Origin of the sequence: Lactiplantibacillus dongliensis, from assembly GCF_005405105.1 — a bacterium.
In the GTDB taxonomy this organism is placed as follows: Bacteria; Bacillota; Bacilli; order Lactobacillales; family Lactobacillaceae; genus Lactiplantibacillus; species Lactiplantibacillus dongliensis.
The window spans coordinates 16,680-35,062 of sequence record NZ_BJDK01000001.1 but is presented as its reverse complement, the minus strand read 5'-3'; the positions used below and the strand labels follow the sequence as shown (position 1 = coordinate 35,062).

Annotated in this window: 17 protein-coding genes; 4 read left to right on the top strand and 13 right to left on the bottom strand. The window is 44.4% G+C overall.

What is annotated here, in order from left to right:
* Positions 1–3 precede the first annotated feature (3 nt).
* Complete coding sequence (rbsR, locus tag FFM80_RS00170) at positions 4–1,002, bottom strand: ribose utilization transcriptional repressor RbsR (protein WP_137638957.1); 999 nt, start codon at positions 1,000–1,002, stop codon at positions 4–6.
* Between the two features lie 449 nt (positions 1,003–1,451).
* The gene (locus tag FFM80_RS00165; RefSeq protein ID WP_137638956.1) at positions 1,452–2,801 is read right to left on the bottom strand and encodes a DUF2252 domain-containing protein; all 1,350 of its coding nucleotides are present in this window, start codon (positions 2,799–2,801) and stop codon (positions 1,452–1,454) included.
* A 183-nt stretch (positions 2,802–2,984) separates the two neighbouring features.
* On the opposite strand from FFM80_RS00165, the gene ndk reads away from it, so the two are divergent.
* Together ndk and FFM80_RS00155 are read left to right on the top strand one after the other, a co-directional pair.
* Positions 2,985–3,452, top strand: coding sequence for a nucleoside-diphosphate kinase (gene ndk, locus FFM80_RS00160; protein WP_137638955.1), 468 nt, complete (start codon positions 2,985–2,987; stop codon positions 3,450–3,452).
* A 193-nt stretch (positions 3,453–3,645) separates the two neighbouring features.
* On the top strand, positions 3,646–4,035 hold the full coding sequence (locus tag FFM80_RS00155; protein ID WP_137638954.1) for a hypothetical protein: 390 nt from the start codon (positions 3,646–3,648) through the stop codon (positions 4,033–4,035).
* A gap of 83 nt (positions 4,036–4,118) precedes the next feature.
* Here FFM80_RS00155 and FFM80_RS00150 read toward each other — a convergent pair whose 3' ends face one another.
* The 6 genes from FFM80_RS00150 to FFM80_RS00125 all read right to left on the bottom strand — a co-directional run bounded on the left by FFM80_RS00150 (position 4,119) and on the right by FFM80_RS00125 (position 10,734).
* Positions 4,119–4,352, bottom strand: coding sequence for a hypothetical protein (locus tag FFM80_RS00150; RefSeq protein WP_137638953.1), 234 nt, complete (start codon positions 4,350–4,352; stop codon positions 4,119–4,121).
* Positions 4,353–4,393: 41 nt separating this feature from the next.
* Positions 4,394–4,726 (bottom strand): thioredoxin, encoded by a 333-nt coding sequence (gene trxA / locus FFM80_RS00145; protein ID WP_137638952.1) that lies wholly within the window; start codon positions 4,724–4,726, stop codon positions 4,394–4,396.
* A 452-nt stretch (positions 4,727–5,178) separates the two neighbouring features.
* Positions 5,179–6,333, bottom strand: coding sequence for a mannitol-1-phosphate 5-dehydrogenase (locus FFM80_RS00140; RefSeq protein WP_137638951.1), 1,155 nt, complete (start codon positions 6,331–6,333; stop codon positions 5,179–5,181).
* A gap of 1 nt (position 6,334) precedes the next feature.
* On the bottom strand, positions 6,335–6,784 hold the full coding sequence (locus tag FFM80_RS00135; RefSeq protein WP_137635296.1) for a PTS mannitol transporter subunit IIA: 450 nt from the start codon (positions 6,782–6,784) through the stop codon (positions 6,335–6,337).
* 14 nt (positions 6,785–6,798) lie between these two features.
* Positions 6,799–8,874: a BglG family transcription antiterminator gene (locus FFM80_RS00130; protein WP_137638950.1), complete on the bottom strand. Its 2,076-nt coding sequence runs from the start codon at positions 8,872–8,874 to the stop codon at positions 6,799–6,801.
* Between the two features lie 24 nt (positions 8,875–8,898).
* On the bottom strand, positions 8,899–10,734 hold the full coding sequence (locus FFM80_RS00125) for a PTS mannitol transporter subunit IIBC (RefSeq protein ID WP_137638949.1): 1,836 nt from the start codon (positions 10,732–10,734) through the stop codon (positions 8,899–8,901).
* Between the two features lie 917 nt (positions 10,735–11,651).
* Here FFM80_RS00125 and FFM80_RS00120 point away from each other — a divergent pair.
* The gene (locus FFM80_RS00120) at positions 11,652–13,067 is read left to right on the top strand and encodes a C69 family dipeptidase (RefSeq protein WP_137638948.1); all 1,416 of its coding nucleotides are present in this window, start codon (positions 11,652–11,654) and stop codon (positions 13,065–13,067) included.
* Positions 13,068–13,650: 583 nt separating this feature from the next.
* Here the strand turns inward: FFM80_RS00120 and FFM80_RS00115 are convergent.
* The 3 genes from FFM80_RS00115 to FFM80_RS00105 form a co-directional block, all read right to left on the bottom strand.
* Complete coding sequence (locus FFM80_RS00115; RefSeq protein WP_137638947.1) at positions 13,651–14,364, bottom strand: glucosamine-6-phosphate deaminase; 714 nt, start codon at positions 14,362–14,364, stop codon at positions 13,651–13,653.
* Positions 14,365–14,715: 351 nt separating this feature from the next.
* Entirely contained in the window at positions 14,716–15,567 is an 852-nt protein-coding gene (locus FFM80_RS00110) for a nucleotidyl transferase AbiEii/AbiGii toxin family protein (RefSeq protein WP_137638946.1), read from the bottom strand.
* Entirely contained in the window at positions 15,564–16,154 is a 591-nt protein-coding gene (locus FFM80_RS00105) for a type IV toxin-antitoxin system AbiEi family antitoxin domain-containing protein (protein WP_137638945.1), read from the bottom strand. Before FFM80_RS00105 ends, FFM80_RS00110 begins: the two co-directional genes overlap by 4 nt.
* A 331-nt stretch (positions 16,155–16,485) precedes the next feature.
* Here FFM80_RS00105 and greA point away from each other — a divergent pair, with 331 nt between their 5' ends.
* Positions 16,486–16,956: a transcription elongation factor GreA gene (gene greA, locus FFM80_RS00100; protein WP_137638944.1), complete on the top strand. Its 471-nt coding sequence runs from the start codon at positions 16,486–16,488 to the stop codon at positions 16,954–16,956.
* Positions 16,957–16,999: 43 nt separating this feature from the next.
* On the opposite strand, the gene FFM80_RS00095 is transcribed toward greA, so the two are convergent.
* Both FFM80_RS00095 and FFM80_RS00090 read right to left on the bottom strand, forming a co-directional pair.
* Positions 17,000–17,830 (bottom strand): aldo/keto reductase, encoded by an 831-nt coding sequence (locus FFM80_RS00095; protein ID WP_137638943.1) that lies wholly within the window; start codon positions 17,828–17,830, stop codon positions 17,000–17,002.
* A gap of 47 nt (positions 17,831–17,877) precedes the next feature.
* The gene (locus FFM80_RS00090; RefSeq protein ID WP_137638942.1) at positions 17,878–18,351 is read right to left on the bottom strand and encodes a glutathione peroxidase; all 474 of its coding nucleotides are present in this window, start codon (positions 18,349–18,351) and stop codon (positions 17,878–17,880) included.
* Between the last annotated feature and the right edge of the window lie 32 nt (positions 18,352–18,383).

The following is an 18,383-nucleotide window of genomic DNA, read 5'->3' as shown; positions in this document are numbered from 1 at the left end:
TCATTAATTCAAATGCGCCGTTGATTTTCTTTCAATTAATTTAACTGGTAAGCGCCGTTCATCCCATGGCTGGTCTGGATTCTTGATTCGAGCCAATAAAATTTCGGCGGTGACTTGACCCAGCTCAAAAATCGGTTGGGCAATTGTCGTCAGTTGCGGGGTGACGTACTCACACATCTCCACATTATCATAACCAATCACGCTATAATCGCGCGGTACCTGTTTGCCGGCTTCGGCTAACCCAAGATACAACCCAAAAGCAATTTCATCGTTGACTGCAAATAACCCTGTTGCCGCTGTTTTGAGGATGGCCGGCACTGCTTGCCGCCCCCCTAATTTCGATAAGGACACATCAATGCGATCAATATCAGCATCGGCATAGACCGTCTTAAAACCAGCTAAACGCTGTTGCACATTGGCCGAAGCTTGCGCCGGCATTAAGATTGCCACGTGCTGGTGACCTAATTGCTTTAAATGGGCGGCCGCCAACCGACCGCCTTCAAAGTCATCCGTCAATACAGCATCGCTAAAGCCTTCCGCTTTCTTCTGGTCTAACACAATAAACGGATGTTGTTTCGTCTGTAAGCTGGCATTAATGGCTTGATTTGAGACCGCCGAACTCGCAATAATAAAGCCATCCACGCCCCGATGGCTAAGTTCGGCCAGATACCCCTGTTCCTTGGCTTCATCCAAGTCAGCATTACACAGCATCGTGATATAATTGGCCTGATACAAGACTTGCTCAATCCCCCGAATGAGTTCACCAAAGAACGGGTTGGTAATATCTGGTACCAAGACGCCAATCGTTTTACTGGTCTTCATAATCATCCGGCGAGCAAAGTAATCCGGTTCATAGTGTAAGTCGGCTTTGGCCTGCTGAACTTTAGCCACCGTAACCGGACTGAACTTATCACTTTTACCATTTAAAATCTGCGACACCGTCGAAATCGACACGCCAGATTGTTTGGCCACGTCCTTGATTGTGATTGCTTTATTCTTCATCTTCAAAATTCCCCTATCACCAAGCTATTCCTTATTGTATAACAGTTCCCCTAATTATGCGCGCCCAAACTAAAACGCGCCCTAGTTTTTAGGACGCGTTGCAATTGCTGATTATAATTGCCACTCTGGTTGGGCCAGAATCGGCTGGAACGTGGTGGCCGCGTTTGGAAGCCAAAGTGCGGTCTTCCAAGCCGGGCTTTATCTAAGTCGGAAAAACACCGACTAAGATAAACGACACCACTTAGCCAATTCTGACCCGCCCGACGTTAATTATTCAATACTTATAAATGTCTATTTTAACCCATTAGTCTAGCCGATAGGTAGATTCCTAAAATGCTCAGCCGTGTCCGTTGGCCTTAGTGCGAGTGATTTTCTCTGACTTAGAACTTGAGGCTTCAAAATGGCCCATGGCGTTCCAGTGTTTTAGGAATCAACCGGTAGGCGAAAGCCTAATCCAGGTCTAAAAAGGTCTGATAGTCATTATCGACTTGTTCGACATAACTAGTTGCCCAGTTGGCCATCGCATCGTCGAACTTGCTGGAATTGCCAACGTAACCGCGAATCATGGCAGCGGTTGGACTTTGGGCATGTGCTTGCGCTAAAATCATCGCACAAGTATTGGCATACGCTTTGAACTGCCCCCAGGATAAAGTCGGAATATCGATGGATTCTTTCATATCCCGGAACTGGCGAACATAAAAACTCTTATCCGCCATTTGGAAATAACCTAAAAAGACATCTGAAGTGGATTGCAGAATTCGCTGCGCGCTAACAATCCGTTGGCCTTCGGTTAATTCCAACGCCGCTGTTAACTCAGGCCGCGTTTGGCTACCGACTTTCCGCGTTGGTAAGGCTTCTTTAATCTGTAAGACCATGTGACTGCCATCGGTACTCGTCAACAAGACCAAGTAACAGAGCGAGCCAAAACTACCGACGCCCACGCTGTGCCGAATAATATCGGTGACTTCATATTGGGATAATAGCAGCGCCACATCGGTCCGGACGGTGTGTAGATATTGTATAATTCCGCGTTTCAATCCCCGATAAGTTTTCTTATTCGGATGCACAGAACGCGGTGCATTTTCTTTAAATTGCCGTTCACCGGCACTGTTAGTCCACGTAAACTTCCGGACAACTTGTTCAGAGTTACGTTTGGTGGCTTTCTTGACCAAATCCGCAATAAAATCAGCCGTATCAGTCGGTTCGCCGCCAAAATTCAAGACTGACTGGACTTCATTATCCCGATAGAAGCGTTGCAGCGTCGTCTGGTCAAACATCCGTTGAATGCCATCCCGATAACTGGCACTGGCTTCACGGACTAATTTATCAACTTTTTTCGGTTTAAAATCAGAATTACGGGCGGCCAGAATAATGCTGACCAATAGGCGCCGTAAATCCCACTCCCAAGGATGGACGCCGGCTTCGTCAAAGTCATTTAAATCAAAGACCAACCGGCGTTCAGGTGAAGCGTAAAACCCAAAGTTGCCTAAGTGAGCATCCCCGCAAACGACGGTGGGAATTTCAGTGGAACCTTGATAATCTAAATCATAATCCATTAATTCGACCGAGCCACGGAAAAAGGCAAAGGCCGAAGTACTCATTCGTTCGCGGCGCAACGGCAATAATTCCGGTACCAACATGGCCCGGACATGCCGTAAATACGCGGCAGCATCCCGTTTGACGGGCTTAAACGTGCCTAATTGGTCAAACGACGTCACTAACCGGCGCGCTTTTCCAAGGGCAACGAGTTCAGCGACGGTGTGGTGCTGACGAATGTGTGTTAAATCAAGTGGTGGCATGGACATCAATCCTTTGTATTGAGCTGACTCCATTATACCGATAAATAACAACTAAGTGACAATTTTCACCGTAAATTATTGCGCCACACGGTTGATTGCAGTTGACGCGCCTGCTGAGTTAGGCTACCATCTAAGTAACAGCTAAATGGTAGCGCTTACCAAAATTATGGGAGGTCCAGCATTATGGCAAATTCAGAAAAAACTTTAGTTCTCGTCAAACCCGATGGCGTCGCAGAAGGTCACATCGGTGAGATCATTACCCGGTTCGAACGTAAAAATTACAAAATTTCCGCGTTAAAAGTGGTCAATGCGACTAAGGATCAATTGCATGTCCATTATCGGGATCAAGTGGACAACCCGTACTTCAACGAAATTGAAACGTACATGACAGAAGGCCCGCTAGTTGCCATTATTGTCAGTGGGACCGGCGTCGTTAAAGCAGTTCATCACCTAGCCGGCAACACTCGTCCTGGTGATGCCCAAGCTGGGACCATTCGGGGAGACTTTGCCCATGAATATCCCGATGGCATTCTACGCAATATCATCCATACCTCGGACAGTCGTGAAAACGCCCATCATGAAATCGCTATTTGGTTCCCAGAATTAGCCGTCACGGCACGTAAAGATTTAGTTAAAGCTGGCAAAAAATAACCATTAATAAGACTCAAACGCTGACGAAGCAATCGTTGGCGTTTTTGTGATCCTAGTTTGACTTCCTGATACTTCGGCAAGCTTATTAAGTCAACTGCCGAAAAGCTACTTTTTACTGCAAATAAAGTCACTATTTTGGTCGCCAGTTCGTTAACCCCCTATGCTTAAGTTACAGAATTGGGGGGGATTCGTTATGGATTTAGTTATGGGGACCGTACCAACCAGCGCACCGCATGTACCAACACCAGTGCTACCGTCAATGTTTCGACTGCTCAACCAAGTGGATCAATGCCTAGCGCGCATTACCACGACTGGGGCCTTGGGATTGACGCAATCGACTGCCATGTTAAGCTTACTTTTAACTCAACTGTTTGACACCACGATTATTCTTACCAGCGACCGCCACACATTTAACGTCATCTTTGATGATCCAAAGCATAAGTTCAATCTAACTGGCTGCCTAATCGAAAATACGTTCAGTAATATCCTGCATCCCGACTGTCCAACTTACATTATTGCCTTAAATCGCCAACTCATTAAGAACAGTGATGACTTAGTCGCCACGATTGACGACTATTTATAGCAAACGTGATAACTATAAGCTGGCTTAAAAAAATAGTGTTTCAGAAATCAGTTACGCATTTCTGAAACACTATTTGAATTAGCTTACCTTTTAGTGGCACGGTGTTTCTGAATAATGGCGATGGTCAACGCTACCAAGATAACTGCTGTGCCGGCAATTAAAACCCATGCCCAGTTCCAAAGCTGTAACTGTAACTTGGCATAAGGCACCCCTTGATCCAACTGTCTTAAAACCTTTACTAATCGGATACAGCCCCAAACTAAGACAACCACGGCCCCGATTAGGATATTGCCAGCCATTTTCAACTTTCCAAACATTAAAAAATCGCCCCCACTCGGTTTAAATCACTTTTCCAAGCTTAATCAGCCGTTACTTCGGCTAATTTCTGGTCTAAGTACTTCTTTAAAGCAGCCTGTGGATGGAAGCCTACCACCTTTTCAGCTGGCTTACCATGCTTAAAAATAACCAAGGCAGGGATGCTCATAATCTGTAACTTCTCCGCCAATTCCTTGTTTTGATCGACATCTAAGGAAGCAAACTTGATTTTGCCATCATAATCTTCATCCAAAGCTTCTAACGCTGGCGTCTGCATCTTGCAAGGCCCACACCAATCCGCCCAGAAGTCCACGACAGTCAAATCCGTCCCAGCTCCAACGGTTTCAAATTCAGCGCCTGTAATCGGTTCTAACATAATCTAAACACCCTCACTTTTGCTCATTACACAAGTCGCTGGCACCTATCTAGGACAACGACCAATCATCTCAATTTTAATTATAATCATACCACGGCAACCAGCGAACACCTAAAAGATGGCTTGATCACGAAGCTGCACTAACTTATTTAACGTACCAGGCTCCATCTAGTCCCAGTTACAATTACTGACTACCAATTAAAAAATAATCTCGGCTACAATGAGCCGTTAATTAACGGCGGGCGGACCAGAATTAGCTCAGTGGTGTCGTTTGACTTAGTTGAGTGACTTTCTCAACTTAGTCAAAGCCCGGCTTGTGAGACCGCACCTCGGCTCACAAACGCGGCCACCACGTTCCAGCCGATTCTGGGCCAACCAGAGTGGCAACGATACCACAAAAAAAGATCCGGTTACCATGGCGGTTAGTAACCAGATCTTTTGATATTTAACGCTTATTTTTCAGCTAAATGCTTTTCATAAGCCGCTTTAATTTCATTAACTAAATCTTCATCCTTCAAGCCAGTGGTTTCGCGAATCACTTGGTCGATTGGTTCGTCTTTAAGCATTTGTTGTAACTTAACACTTTCAGAGTCATTCGGATAATTGAAGAAGAACATCATGCCGGCAGTGTCAACTAAGGCACTGTAGTCACGGCCGCGTTCCTTCAATTCACGGATTGGGCGAATAAAGCGTTCGTCAAAGCCGAGCTTCCGGATTGGGGTCCGGCCAACCCGTTCAATATCATCTGAGATATATGGGTTTTCGAACCGACTCAAAATCTTCTTTTGATAAGCATGGTGAACTTCAGGATCAAAGCCCCACTTTTGAATCAACAAGTCCCCGGTTTCGCCTAAGACATGCTTGGCTTGTTCAACCACACTGTCATCTTTAACGGCTTCACCGATGGTCTTGTAACCCTTCATGTTCCCGGTATAAGCAACCGTGGCATGACCAGTGTTGACGGAGAACAACTTGCGTTCGATGTATGGTTCCAAATCATCCGCATAGTCGACACCCTTCAATTGGATTTCAGGGTTCTTCATTTGTGACTTATCAATGACCCATTCCTTGAATGGTTCAACAGAAACGAACAATGGATCATCATGCTTTTGTAATGGCACGATCCGGTCAACCGCAGCGTTAGGGAAGCCAATATATTGGTCAGCCCAAGCTTGTTCGTCGTCGTTTAAGGCTTCATAAACGGATTTCTTTAATGATTGGCTCCCACCGATCATGTTTTCACAAGCAATCACGTCTAAGGTCTGCGTATCGTTGTTAGCTTGACGCAACTTAATCCCGTCGGCAATGAGTGGGGCAATGAACTTCAAAATCTTAGGACCAATGGCCGTAGTGACCATATCAGCCTTAGCAATTTCTTCAGCAACTGCTTTAGGATCCTTGCCGTTGTTAATGCCTTTAACATCATGAACTTCAATGTGCTTTTGGCCTTCTGCAGCCAATTCAATTGTATAGCCATTGCGTTTGTTCAATTCATCGATCAAAGTTTCATTAACATCGACGAACGTAATCTTAAAGCCGTTGTCAGCCAAGGTTTCGCCAATGAAACCGCGACCGATATTACCTGCACCAAAGTGTACGTCTAACATTCTAATCAACTTCCTTTAATAGATTAATAATTTCATCTTCAGATTGAGCGTCCGCTAACTTGGCAACGTTAGCCACGTCGCTGCAGTATATCGCAATCTGAGACAAGAGGTTCAAGTGTTCACCGTTCAACCCAGCAATGCCGAAGATAACGGTAACGGTCTTATCGTCATCATCATTCGTTGGATCACCCCAGCTCACACCCATTGGTACTTGGACCACGGAAATCCCGGTCTTTTTAATGTACTTCATGCCATCTTCAGTACCATGGGGGATGGCAATGAAATTACCCATATAAACGGAAACATCTTGGTTCCGCGCTTGCATCGCGTCGATGTATTCCGGTTCGACACAACCGCCATCGACCAATAATTGACCGGCTAAGCGGATGCCTTCTTCTTGCGTGGCCACTTGCTGGTTCAACGCAATCATCTTTTTATCTAAAGCTTCCATTCTATTCACCTACTCTATTTCGTTAGTTCGTTCAAAAATGCACTGCTAATTAACTGATAAAGTTGTTGGCGACTGCCGGTCATAAAGGTCTGCGTATTGGCATGACTTTCAATGACTAACGCACTCAACTTACCCATCAAGCGATTCTCATAATCACTGATGTCAGCCGGTCCCAGCATTAAAACAACCCGTTGCAACTGAATGCTTTGATCGCCCATGCTCTTAAATGGGACTGGTTTGGCTAATTCAAAGATGGCACAATACGGCGCGGCGACTTGTTCGCTCAAGGTATGCACAAGGGCTAAGTTGGTATTAGGAATGCCAACTGGCGCTAAGCTCAACCGATGGAGCAACTTGCCCGCGACTTCTAGGGGGTCGTGAACAATCGTCGGGGCGATTTGTCGGGTAATTGTTACCAGCGTTTCTGCGATGGTCTGCTCGCCGTTACTAATGGGGGTAATGGCAAACCGATCAAGAATCCGCTTGGCAACTGTCAGCCGTTGATAGGCGGTATCAAAGTCCACAGTCGGTGTTGCCACCTTGGGCGACGGCTTAATGGCCGCTTGTGTGTTAGGAAAATATTGATGAATGTATTCACGAAGCGCACTCACTTCATTTTCTAACAGCAACGGGCTGACCACCCGGTAGTTCAATTTGAAACCCGGCAATTGGGTGGTCGATAGAATCATGTCAAATTGTTGTAAGTCAATCTGACCAAGATTACCAATTCGAGCCACCTCAATCGTCGTAATTTCTGGAATCAACCGCGTTAACCGCGTTTTTAAAATGCGCGCGGTCGTCATCCCGTTCGGACACAAAACTAACACTTTCAACGCCTGATGACTCAGCTGTTGCTCATACGTACTCGCAAAGTGAATCAACAAGTAGGTCAGTTCATCAATCTGAAAGTTCTGATCAGGGAATGTGGCTTCAAAACCACGCACCACCGCCGCATGCAACTTCGGGTATTGGCGGCGAACCTCCTGCAGTTCAGCACTCGGTGGCACTGGACCAGGAATGCCATTACGTTGCAAGGCAATCTGCATATGTGCAGTCAGGTTATTCATCAGCTGATCATCGGTTCCAAACGACCACTTAAAGTTAGCCGCCACGGCATCGATCAACTTCTTAACACGATACGTTAACTGTAAATCATAATTCGATAGCGACGCATCTTGATCAATCCGAAACGTTAACCCTTTGATCTGTTGCGCTAAGAAATCAATCTCAGCACCCGTGACTTGCGACTTAATGTCTCCCGGCAGCTGCGTCAAAATCGCTAACGCAATCCGCTGGTACTGCAAGAAGTCATCCCGGTTAATCCCTTGGAGATACGTGACCCGTTGGCCATGTTGTAAGCGCATGACCGCCGTCGTCAACGTAATCATCAATTGCTGTAGCTGACCATCTGGCACTGATGAAAAATACTTTTTCTTTAGATTCCGAACTGCTTCGTAGCAATGCAACAGTAATTGCGGTTCTAATTGATTCAAAAAGTAAGATTGTTCATCAGTTGCCGTGACAGTCACACCACGTTTTAACTTGGCAATTGTTTTGAAAAATTCATAATCATTAATGGCATTATTCAAGATGGTGGCAAAGAGACTACGAATATTCGCCTCAGTCCCGGCCACTTGAATTCCCCGCGACTTCAACCGCTCAATCGACAAGTCATAGTCCGCAAAGGGCGTGGCTAGTGTCGTTAAGTCGTTTGAAATCGTGGCAATACTCACATTGAAGTCTAACGCTAATTCTTTTAATTTCATCGAATCGTCAGCCATCAGCACTCGACAAGCCAATGCATTCTGTCTTGTCTGAGTATCAAACGCTGGTGTTAAGCCTTGACTGCTGCTGAGCTCGCCTTGAAAATCCGCCAAAGCGGCCGTCGTTCCACTTAACTGGAAGCGATGGTCTTGATTGACGATTTTCAATTGAGCATTGGCTAAAACTAATTCTAAATTACTGAATTCACGATAGATTGTCCGACGGCTGCTATTGATGGCGGTTTCAATCTGACTCATGGTGAGTCCGGTCGCACTGTCTAGCAATAATTGTAATAAGTCGTCTTGACGTTTTGTGAACTTTACCATGGGGCCACCTCATATGATAACGGTTTATTTTAATCCTGCTACCATTTTATCATATTTAGGTGAGCTCAGAAGATCATCGGTGACGAGCACTTGAACATGCGTGTACCGAGTCTTCAAGTTCTTAGCAGCTTCTGAAGAAGAAACAACTAAGAGACTATTGTTATCTTGTAATTCATCAATGCCTAAGTTCTTAACAACTGCTTGTTTATTGGCTTTCTTCAAACGACCCTTCATTAAGGAGGTTGCCATAGTGGCGGTCCCTAAATGACTGTCATGATGAACAAAGACAACTTCTTTAACAATATCTAAGTCTAAATCACTTGGTAAGTCGTCTTCAGCGGCACTTTCAGCCGGTGCTGCTTCAGAAGCTGGTGCTGGTTCATCACTAACTTGATCACGAGCCTTTAAGTTAACAACCACTTGATCGTACTTTGGACTGCTCAAGAAGTTATCAACGGCTAAACGTAACGCATGTGGGGCTTTTTGAGCGGCCCGGTCAGCTAATTCGTTTTGCGTAATGACTAATAACCCAGGTTCATCCTTCAAATTACTGATGGCTGTGTTGGTAACTGACATATCAATGCCGGCCTTCTTGACTTTGTCCCGTAATAAGGAAGCCCCCATTGCGGATGAGCCCATTCCGGCATCACAAGCGAAGATAATGTGGTCAACATCTTTATAAGAAGCAATCACGTCAGCGGCATCGGCAGTTGGTGCAGCACTTTCGCCGCCCTTGTTGCCTTTCATGTCGTTCATCTGACCTTTAGCCGCAGCTAAGGAATCATCACCCATTGATTTGTCGCGCTTCAAGATAATCGCGGCGACGATGAATGAGGCTAACGTTGCTAAGACAACCCCGACAATCAAACCAAGGTAGTTAGCAATGCTCCGTGGTGCCATCGCGAATAACATAATGATGGAACCAGGTGAAGGTGTTGAACGTAACCCAACGTTTAAGAGACTGAAGGTTGCGGTACCCGTAACCCCACCAGCGATAACGGCTAAGAACAAAGCTGGTTTCATTAAGACGTATGGGAAGTAAATTTCATGAATCCCACCAAGGAAATGAATAATCATCGCACTTGGCGCTGAAGCTTTCGCCGTCCCTTTACCAAATAAGGCAAAGGCTAACAGAATCCCAAGACCGGGACCTGGATCCGGTTCAAGTAAGAACAGAATTGACTTACCGGCACTCGCCGCTGCTTGAATCCCAAGCGGTGTCAAGATACCTTGGTTAATCGCATTGTTTAAGAACAAAATCTTGGCTGGTTCAATGAAGACATTGGCTAATGGTAAGAGGTTTGCCTTGATGATCCAGTCAACCCCAACGGCCATTGCCGCACTAGCACCGCCAACCAACGGGCCAATCCCGAAGTAACCGAGGATGGCTAATAACATCCCCATAATCCCAGCAGAGAAGTTGTTAACCAACATTTCAAACCCACTGTGGACTTTATCAGAAATGGCATTGTCCCATTTCTTAATACACCAACCACCTAAAGGACCCATAATCATGGCCCCAATAAACATTGGGATGGTTGATCCAACAATCACACCCATAGTGGCAATCGCACCAACGACCCCACCACGGTGTCCGGCGATCATGTTACCACCGGTAAACGCTATCAATAATGGCAATAAATAATGGACCATTGGTTGAATCATCTTGGCTAAATCAGCATTTGGGAACCAACCACCGGCCATAAAGATCGCGGTAATTAACCCCCAAGCAATAAAGGCCCCGATGTTCGGCATGACCATATTACTCAATGCACTCCCGAACTTTTGCACGCGGGCTTTAATGCCCACTTTTTTCTTCGCAACAGGAGCGGATTGGGTTGCAGAATTATTTTCACTCATCAGATAAAGCTCCTTCCTTTTCTTTACTCTTACATCATAGCGAGCTTAGAAAACGGTTTCAAGACATTCTAGACAGACCGGTGGCACAGGAAGTTGTGCCAGAATTAAACTCACGGCTTCACAATTGGCACAGTTGGCACAATCGATAACAAACGCCGGTGCAATCACAATGGCAACCTTTTCTAAAGCTGGTAACTTCGCTGTAATGATTACGTTTTCACAAGTGGTATTGACCAATTTGTTATGCTTTTAGCTTGACTTAGCTTGCCACTCTGGTTGGGCCGGAGCAATGCCGGAACGTGGTGGCCACGTTTGGAAGCCACAGTACGGTCTTCCAAGCCGGGCTTTACAGTCGGAAAAACACCGACTTAGGTAAACGACACCACTGAGCATTGTCCGGCCCGCCCGACGTTCGTTAACATGATAAAGAGTTTATTAGTGTGACAACAACTGCTGAAACTACCGCCTTCGCCAACCCTTCTTTATATTGGGTAGTCTATTTTGTATCGCAAAACAATGCCAATCCTAAAATGCTAATCCGAATAGCAATCATGTTAATCAAAAGTAAATTTCTACACGCTTTACGCTTGGTACTAGTTGAAATTGCCGCCTGCCGGTTGGATGCTAAATAGCTGAACTTAAAATAATCAATCGTTAACTTTTTAATCCTCGCTACTTAACGCCGGGCGGGCCAGAATTGGCTCAGTGGTGCTATTTATCTTAGTCGTGGGTTTCCGGCTTAGATAAAGCCCGGCTTTCGAGACCGCCCTTCGGCTCGAAAACGCGGCCACCACGTTCCAGCCGATTCTGGGCCAACCAGAGTGGCACATTTAACAAGACAACTACAGAACAAAACCAATTTTGTTTTATGCTTACAAGACTCCTATACTAATAGTACAAAGGGGGCAGAACTAATTATGAAGAAAAGTTCTGATTGTACCGAAATATTAGTAGGAAAGGCCGCCAGTATCGACGGTTCCACGATTGTTGCCCGTAATGAAGACGGTTACGGCCCAATTAATCCCATCAAGTTCGTGGTGCACGCCGCACATGACCAAACGCAAGCCAGTTTTACATCCGTCACAACCGGTGTGACGGTGCCACTACCCAAACACGCTTATCGTTATACAGCGACACCACAAGCCGACCAAAGTGATGGTCAATATGAAGAAGCTGGAATCAACGAATTAAACGTTGGGATGAGTGCAACTGAAACAACGGCAACTAACGCCCGCGTACTCGGCTATGACCCATTAGTTAATGACGGCATCAACGAAGAAGCCATGCTAACCTTGGTCTTACCTTACATTAAGACTGCCAAAGAAGGTGTCCAACGGCTAGGCGCTTTACTTGAAAAGTACGGGACCGGCGAATGTAACAGTATTGCTTTTAATGACCATAATGATGTTTGGTTGTTAGAAACTGCTGGCGGGCATCATTGGGGCGCTATGCGTTTACCCGATGACACTTACGCGATTGTACCGAATCAAACCGTCGTGCAAAATATGGATTTAACCGATAGCGACAACTTCTTAGGTGCGACCGATTTAGTGGCCTTTGTTAATAAATACCATTTGAATCCAACACCAGATACCTTTAACTTCCGTGAAATCTTTGGGACGCATGGTGAAGATGATGCTTACTACAACACCCCGCGGACTTGGTATGGGCAAAAGTTATTCAATCCCGAAATTGACCAACAACCAACTGACCAAGCGATGCCAATGGTCCGTAAGCCTAGCAAGCAATTAGCCATTGAAGACGTGCAAACGTTCTTATCCTCCCACTATAATGGGACGCCATATGATCCGTTCGGCACTTACGCTTCCGGTTCTGAAGCCGACCAACGGAAATACCGGCCAATCGCCATGGATCGTAACCAATGCTCCTCAATCTTACAGATTCGAAATGATGTTCCCGCCGACCGCGCAGCGATTCAATGGGTGGCCATGGGCTTTTTTGCCTACGCTCCTTACATGCCATTCTTCACTAATATCAATGACACGCCGACTGATTATCAAAATGCAGGTGCCACGGTCAATGTCGATAATGTGTACTGGTTAAATAAGACGCTTTCGGTATTAATCGAACCCCACTGGCACGACTACGCCGAAGCCGTTAATGCCTTCCGTAATGGGTGTCAATCGTATGCTCGCGGCCGGGTCGCAACTACCGACACCGTCGCTAGCGTTGATGTCCCAACTGCTTTGACTAAAACCAACGCTGAAACTGCTGGCGAAATTTCAAAGCGGACCCATCAATTATTCGATGAAATCGTTAAACATGGGTTAAACTTATCGAAGACAGCTTGGGAAAAGGGACAAAATCTTTAGCTATTAACAATTTGACCTTAATTAACAAAATGACACCTTCTCCTCTAGCTAGGATTAGGTGTCATTTTGTATTTACTCACGTTCAAATCCTTTTTGAGAACACTTATACATTTACGCTTGGTGATAGTTGGATTAAGCTGCCACTCTGGTTGGGTCAGAATCGGCTGGAACGTGGTGGCCGCGTTTGGAAGCCAAAGTTCAGTCTTCCAAGCCGGGCTTTATCTAAGTCGGAAGAACACCGACTAAGATAAACGACACCACTGAGCCAATGCTGGCCCGCCCGGCGTTAGTTAATGGACATTAATAAATTAATGATTAATTACTTTTAACTCAGTTATTTAGCCGAGCCGTTGGTTCCTAAAATGCTCAGCCGTGTCGTTGGCCTTAGTGCGAGTGACTTTCTAGGACTTAGGCCAAGGTCAGTTTTGAGGACCAGGCTTCAAAATGGTCCATGGCGTTCCAGCATTTTAGGAACCAACCGGCAGTCGGCAATTTCAACTAGCACCAAGCGTAACTAAAAAAGGTTCCATTCAACCGTCGTCAAAGACGTTTGAATGGAACCTTTAGCTTTTAATGGTACAGATTAATATTTTTTGCTTAACTTGCTTGCTGCGGCTTCATCAATGATAACCGTAACATCAGGATGGTTTTGTAAGATTGATGCTGGTAAATCAGGGGTATCTGGACCTTCGATCATACCCTTAACAGCATCGGCTTTGTTTTCACCAAAGGCTTCAAGGATTAAATGCTTGCTCTTCATGATGGAAGCCAAGCCCATTGAGAAGGCTTGCTTAGGCACATCATTTTCACTAGCAAAGAACCGCGCGTTAGCTTCGATCGTTGATGGTGTTAAGTCAACCACGTGGGTCGTCACATTCCGGTCAGTCCCAGGTTCGTTGAAACCAATATGACCATTACGGCCAATCCCTAAGATTTGTAAGTCGATTGGATGTTCGTCGATAACTTTGTCATAACGTTTAACTTCTTCAGCTGGATTAGCAGCTAAACCATTTGGCAAGAATGATTGCTTGAATGGCTTTTCGTTAAACAAGTGTGATTGCATGAAGTATTTGTAACTTTGGTCGTTGTCAGGAGCAATCCCAACATATTCATCCAAATTAACAGATGTGCAGTTACTGAAATCTAAATCACTATTTACGATTTCTTGATACGTCGTTACGGGTGTAGAACCAGTCGCCAACCCAAAAACTTTTGCTCCATTGTCTAAAGCATTCTTAAATACTTTAAATCCTTCTTTGCCGCCAGCAGCTTGATCCTTTACTACGATAACTTTCATAATTTAACTGACTCCCTCTTTATTTGGTATAGTCCAATTATATATTGGTCTAGACTGAAATTCAAGGGATTTGCTCAAAAAAGTTTAAAAAGTTGTTGTAACCGTTACCACTATTACTTTAAGCCGGCTTTTAAGATAAGTCAGATAGTTGTATTTTTCTTAGCCATTGCCTATACTTAAGCTGTTCGTAACTCCGTGGAACGTGAGAAACTCCACGACTAGCCAAGGCTGTAAAGCTGTTGGCTATTTTTTTATCCTAAAGGACAGCAGTTTAGGGTACTAGCTGGTAAGCCGAAATCAAATCAACTACGTTTTTATTTTAATGCTACCAATCCTACTGAAATAAGTTGCTTAAAGCTTACTGCGTTCAACTAGATCAATAGCTGCTTCACAAGTCTTTTTATACTCAATGCCACGAGCATACTTATTAGCTGCTTGATACTTTTGCCAAAGTAAGCTTAAATCATCAGATAAGGCTAGCCTGCCAATTATTTCAGCATAACCCGATAACAAACTTTCAGTACCTCGTAATCTCGCAGTTGCAACTATCGCTGACTTTAGAACGTCAAAATTAATGTTTTGCAATTGTAATTTATCAAACAGGTAAAGATCATAATAGTCTTTTAACCTAGTATTCAACTCCTGCCTAGCAACAATTGTCTCTAATTTTTCAGCTAGGATTGTTTCAATATTATAGGCCATGATTATGATTTTCTGATCATTAAAGATTGTATGGTGATACCATGCTACTTGCCGTGGGGTAATCGTGTCCCCAGTAGAAACATCGATTTTAGTATCAACCTCACTTGCAAATATCTTAGCTTTTAAATGAACTCGAAACCCAGCATAATCAGCTGCTACTCGAATCTCATCAATCTTAGTGATGCCCAATTGGATATCATCACTATTATCCTGAGCGACAATTGCAGTAAAAACTTTTAGAACTTCCTGTTTATTTACCGGTAACCCTTTAATTGAAGTATCAATATCACGAGTTGAACGCGTGTCTACTCCCAACATCGATGCAATCAAAAAACCACCTTTTAAAATTAAGTTATTTCGATACGATGAACGTGATATTCGATCAATAACTTCATCTAATACAACTTCTTGCATTAATAGTTGTGGTGAAATTTGCTTACCTTTAGCGAGTTTGCGAATCTTGGCTTTAAATTGTTGCCCATTAGAGAACCCCAATTTCATAGTAATACCCCCATGTATAACCTAATTTTATCTTGGACTTTGAAAATAGCCGCATATTCACTTAATCGTTGTAAATTTTTATCTGTCATTTGAGCATAGCTAACCATTGCCTGTTTGATGGTCTCAGCATCGGATGAATCACGAGTTCTAATGATGTCACATAATGTTCGTTCTTTATTATAGACTCGGACTAGATGGCGCCCTGGAGTCATCACTTGTTCAACTCCCAGTGTTTGCCAGTCTGCCTTTTGTCGATATGCTTTTACAGGATACCGGCCGATAGCCATCGGATGATAATTTGCTGGAAAATTCATCTGATAAGTTCCAGGAGTACGATCAATCATCCCGTGTAAAAAGAGCGCAGTATCTTTAAAAAACACACCTTTATTAAATCGATACTGAAGAATAAACATATCATCCTCAAATATTTTGGGATCAATATAAACACCACGATCAACTCGCTCTAATTTTCCCTTATGAATAAGGTCACCTATCAGATGTAAATCAATCTTGTCATTGCTGACTTGTTGCCTAGTAACCAGTCCATTATTTTGTTTTAATAACAACCTTAGTCTATCAATTTGCAAACTAATCACCCCACGTTTAAACACGATTATATCATATAACCATGTTTAAACGTGGGATAGCTTCTGTTCAACTTAGAGTTCTACTAAAGCAAGTATTCTTCCATGTTTACCAGTATTATACTTATTAACGTTGCCACATTTAGGATCAGCTACACGGCACTCACCTTACTTTTTTTGAAAGTAACTAAGGATACCATAGAACCACGTTTTAGAACACATGTTCCTGACGTTTTACCAAAATTTACCATTATCATCATCAAACATTCCCAAACCGGCAACAATGTGGTAATCTATTCCCAGAAAAATCCAACAAATATGTGAGGTTTTATCAATGGAACCAACCTTTAATAAAATGACGCCCGCTGGCTATCATGCCATCGAGCAAGAAATCGAAGCCTTAAAACAACAACGCCCACATCGTATCAAAGTCCTAGCCGCGGCGGCTGCGCTAGGCGACCGTTCAGAAAATGCTGAATACACGAATGCCAAACGAGACTTAGGCCGCTTGGAAAGTCGCTTACGCTTTTTAAACAAGCAACTCCAATACGCACAAGTCGTTGAACCGGCAGATAATGATCAACTTGATATCGGTAAATCGGTAACTTTGGAATTTATGGACGACCACGATCAGGTCACCTATCAATTAGTTGGCGAACAAGAAGCTAACTTAGAACAACAAAAAATCTCATTCACCTCGCCCATCGGCCAAGCGCTAGATGGTCATACGGTCAATGAGATTGTCACGGTCGCCGCGCCTAACGGTAGTTACCAAGTTAAAATTATTGAGATCCATCGCAGCTAAAAAAAAGCCGTTACTAGCTGAACTAGTAGCGGTTTTTGTTTGCTTAAAATTCCTGATAAACAGCCGGATCTTGATTCTTCAACCGGCCATCCGCATGACTGAGCCCATTAATCGTAGCCATATCAGTCGGATTAATTTCAAAATCAAAGAGGTCGATGTTTCCCGCTTGCCGGCTCGGCGTCGATGACTTAGGAATTGGCAAGGTACCTAACTGAACTTCCCAACGTAAAATCAATTGACCGACATTCTTATGGTACCGGGCTGCGATTGCCTTTAAAGTTGAGTTTTGTAACATTTCGCTAGCCCGCCCGATTGGACTCCAATCCTGGGTCAAGATGCCATGAGCCGTATCATACTCGCGTTGCGCTTGCTGGTTAAAATAAGGGTGTAATTCCACCTGGTTGATGACTGGCAAGACGCCCGTCGCTTGTTGCAAACGATCCAAATGTTCTGGTAAAAAGTTCGATACCCCGATTGAACGCACCAAGCCTAACTTTTGAGCGTCAATCAAGGCCTGCCAAGCTTCAACATAGTGATCTTCCTTGGGATTTGGCCAATGGATTAAGTATAGATCATAATAATCCAAGCCGGCGCGATACAGCGATTCTTGAATCGTCGCAATCGCTTCATCATAACGATGATGCCGCCCCGGTAGCTTCGATGAAATCAATAATTCCGAGCGCGGTACCGATGAACGTCGGACCGCTTCACCGACAGCGCCTTCATTTTCATAATTAAAGGCCGTATCCAATAACCGATAGCCACGATCAATCGCTGAATCAATCACATTGACACCATGTGCGCCATTCAATTTATAAGTGCCAAAGCCGACTTTCGGTAACGTCAAGCCATCGCGTAATGTATAAGTTTCCAATTCAAAGTTCCTCCTCAAATGTCCATTTAAGTTTAGCTTACCACTAATTACCGATCAGCCAAGGCATCCCGGATAGCGGCTTCAAAAGTCGCCGGCCGGGTCGTCGGTGCGTATCGTTCTAAGACCTGACCGTCACGGCCAATTAGAAACTTCGTAAAGTTCCACTTAATCCGACCATGCCCGGCCGTTTGCTTTAAATAGCCAAACAATGGGTCTTCCTGATCACCATTGACCATCACCCGTTTCGTCATCGGAAAAGTCACGCCATAATGTCGCTGGCAATAATCATGGGTCGCTTCATCATCAGCCTTTTCTTGATGAAATTGATTAGATGGCAAGCCTAAGACCACTAAGCCTTCCTGCTGGTACTTCTGATACAGTTCTTCCAAGCCTTTAAACTGTGGTGCTAAACCACAGTTACTAGCGGTATTCACAATCAACAAAACTTGCCCGCGATATTGTTCCAGTGGTAAGTCTGCCCCACTCATTTCCGTTTCTTTGAACTCATAGATTGATGTCATTTCAAATCCTCCACTCAATTACACAGTGTTCT

What these genes read in the sequence shown, in the direction of transcription:
- FFM80_RS00130 (WP_137638950.1), bottom strand. Translation starts at nt 8,874, where the DNA reads ATGGTAAAGTTCACAAAACGTCAAGACGACTTATTACAATTATTGCTA.
- FFM80_RS00155 (WP_137638954.1), top strand. Translation starts at nt 3,646, where the DNA reads ATGGATTTAGTTATGGGGACCGTACCAACCAGCGCACCGCATGTACCA.
- greA (WP_137638944.1), top strand. Translation starts at nt 16,486, where the DNA reads ATGGAACCAACCTTTAATAAAATGACGCCCGCTGGCTATCATGCCATC.
- trxA (WP_137638952.1), bottom strand. Translation starts at nt 4,726, where the DNA reads ATGTTAGAACCGATTACAGGCGCTGAATTTGAAACCGTTGGAGCTGGG.
- rbsR (WP_137638957.1), bottom strand. Translation starts at nt 1,002, where the DNA reads ATGAAGAATAAAGCAATCACAATCAAGGACGTGGCCAAACAATCTGGC.
- FFM80_RS00110 (WP_137638946.1), bottom strand. Translation starts at nt 15,567, where the DNA reads ATGAAATTGGGGTTCTCTAATGGGCAACAATTTAAAGCCAAGATTCGC.
- FFM80_RS00140 (WP_137638951.1), bottom strand. Translation starts at nt 6,333, where the DNA reads ATGTTAGACGTACACTTTGGTGCAGGTAATATCGGTCGCGGTTTCATT.
- FFM80_RS00090 (WP_137638942.1), bottom strand. Translation starts at nt 18,351, where the DNA reads ATGACATCAATCTATGAGTTCAAAGAAACGGAAATGAGTGGGGCAGAC.
- ndk (WP_137638955.1), top strand. Translation starts at nt 2,985, where the DNA reads ATGGCAAATTCAGAAAAAACTTTAGTTCTCGTCAAACCCGATGGCGTC.
- FFM80_RS00150 (WP_137638953.1), bottom strand. Translation starts at nt 4,352, where the DNA reads ATGTTTGGAAAGTTGAAAATGGCTGGCAATATCCTAATCGGGGCCGTG.
- FFM80_RS00165 (WP_137638956.1), bottom strand. Translation starts at nt 2,801, where the DNA reads ATGCCACCACTTGATTTAACACACATTCGTCAGCACCACACCGTCGCT.
- FFM80_RS00120 (WP_137638948.1), top strand. Translation starts at nt 11,652, where the DNA reads ATGAAGAAAAGTTCTGATTGTACCGAAATATTAGTAGGAAAGGCCGCC.
- FFM80_RS00115 (WP_137638947.1), bottom strand. Translation starts at nt 14,364, where the DNA reads ATGAAAGTTATCGTAGTAAAGGATCAAGCTGCTGGCGGCAAAGAAGGA.
- FFM80_RS00135 (WP_137635296.1), bottom strand. Translation starts at nt 6,784, where the DNA reads ATGGAAGCTTTAGATAAAAAGATGATTGCGTTGAACCAGCAAGTGGCC.
- FFM80_RS00125 (WP_137638949.1), bottom strand. Translation starts at nt 10,734, where the DNA reads ATGAGTGAAAATAATTCTGCAACCCAATCCGCTCCTGTTGCGAAGAAA.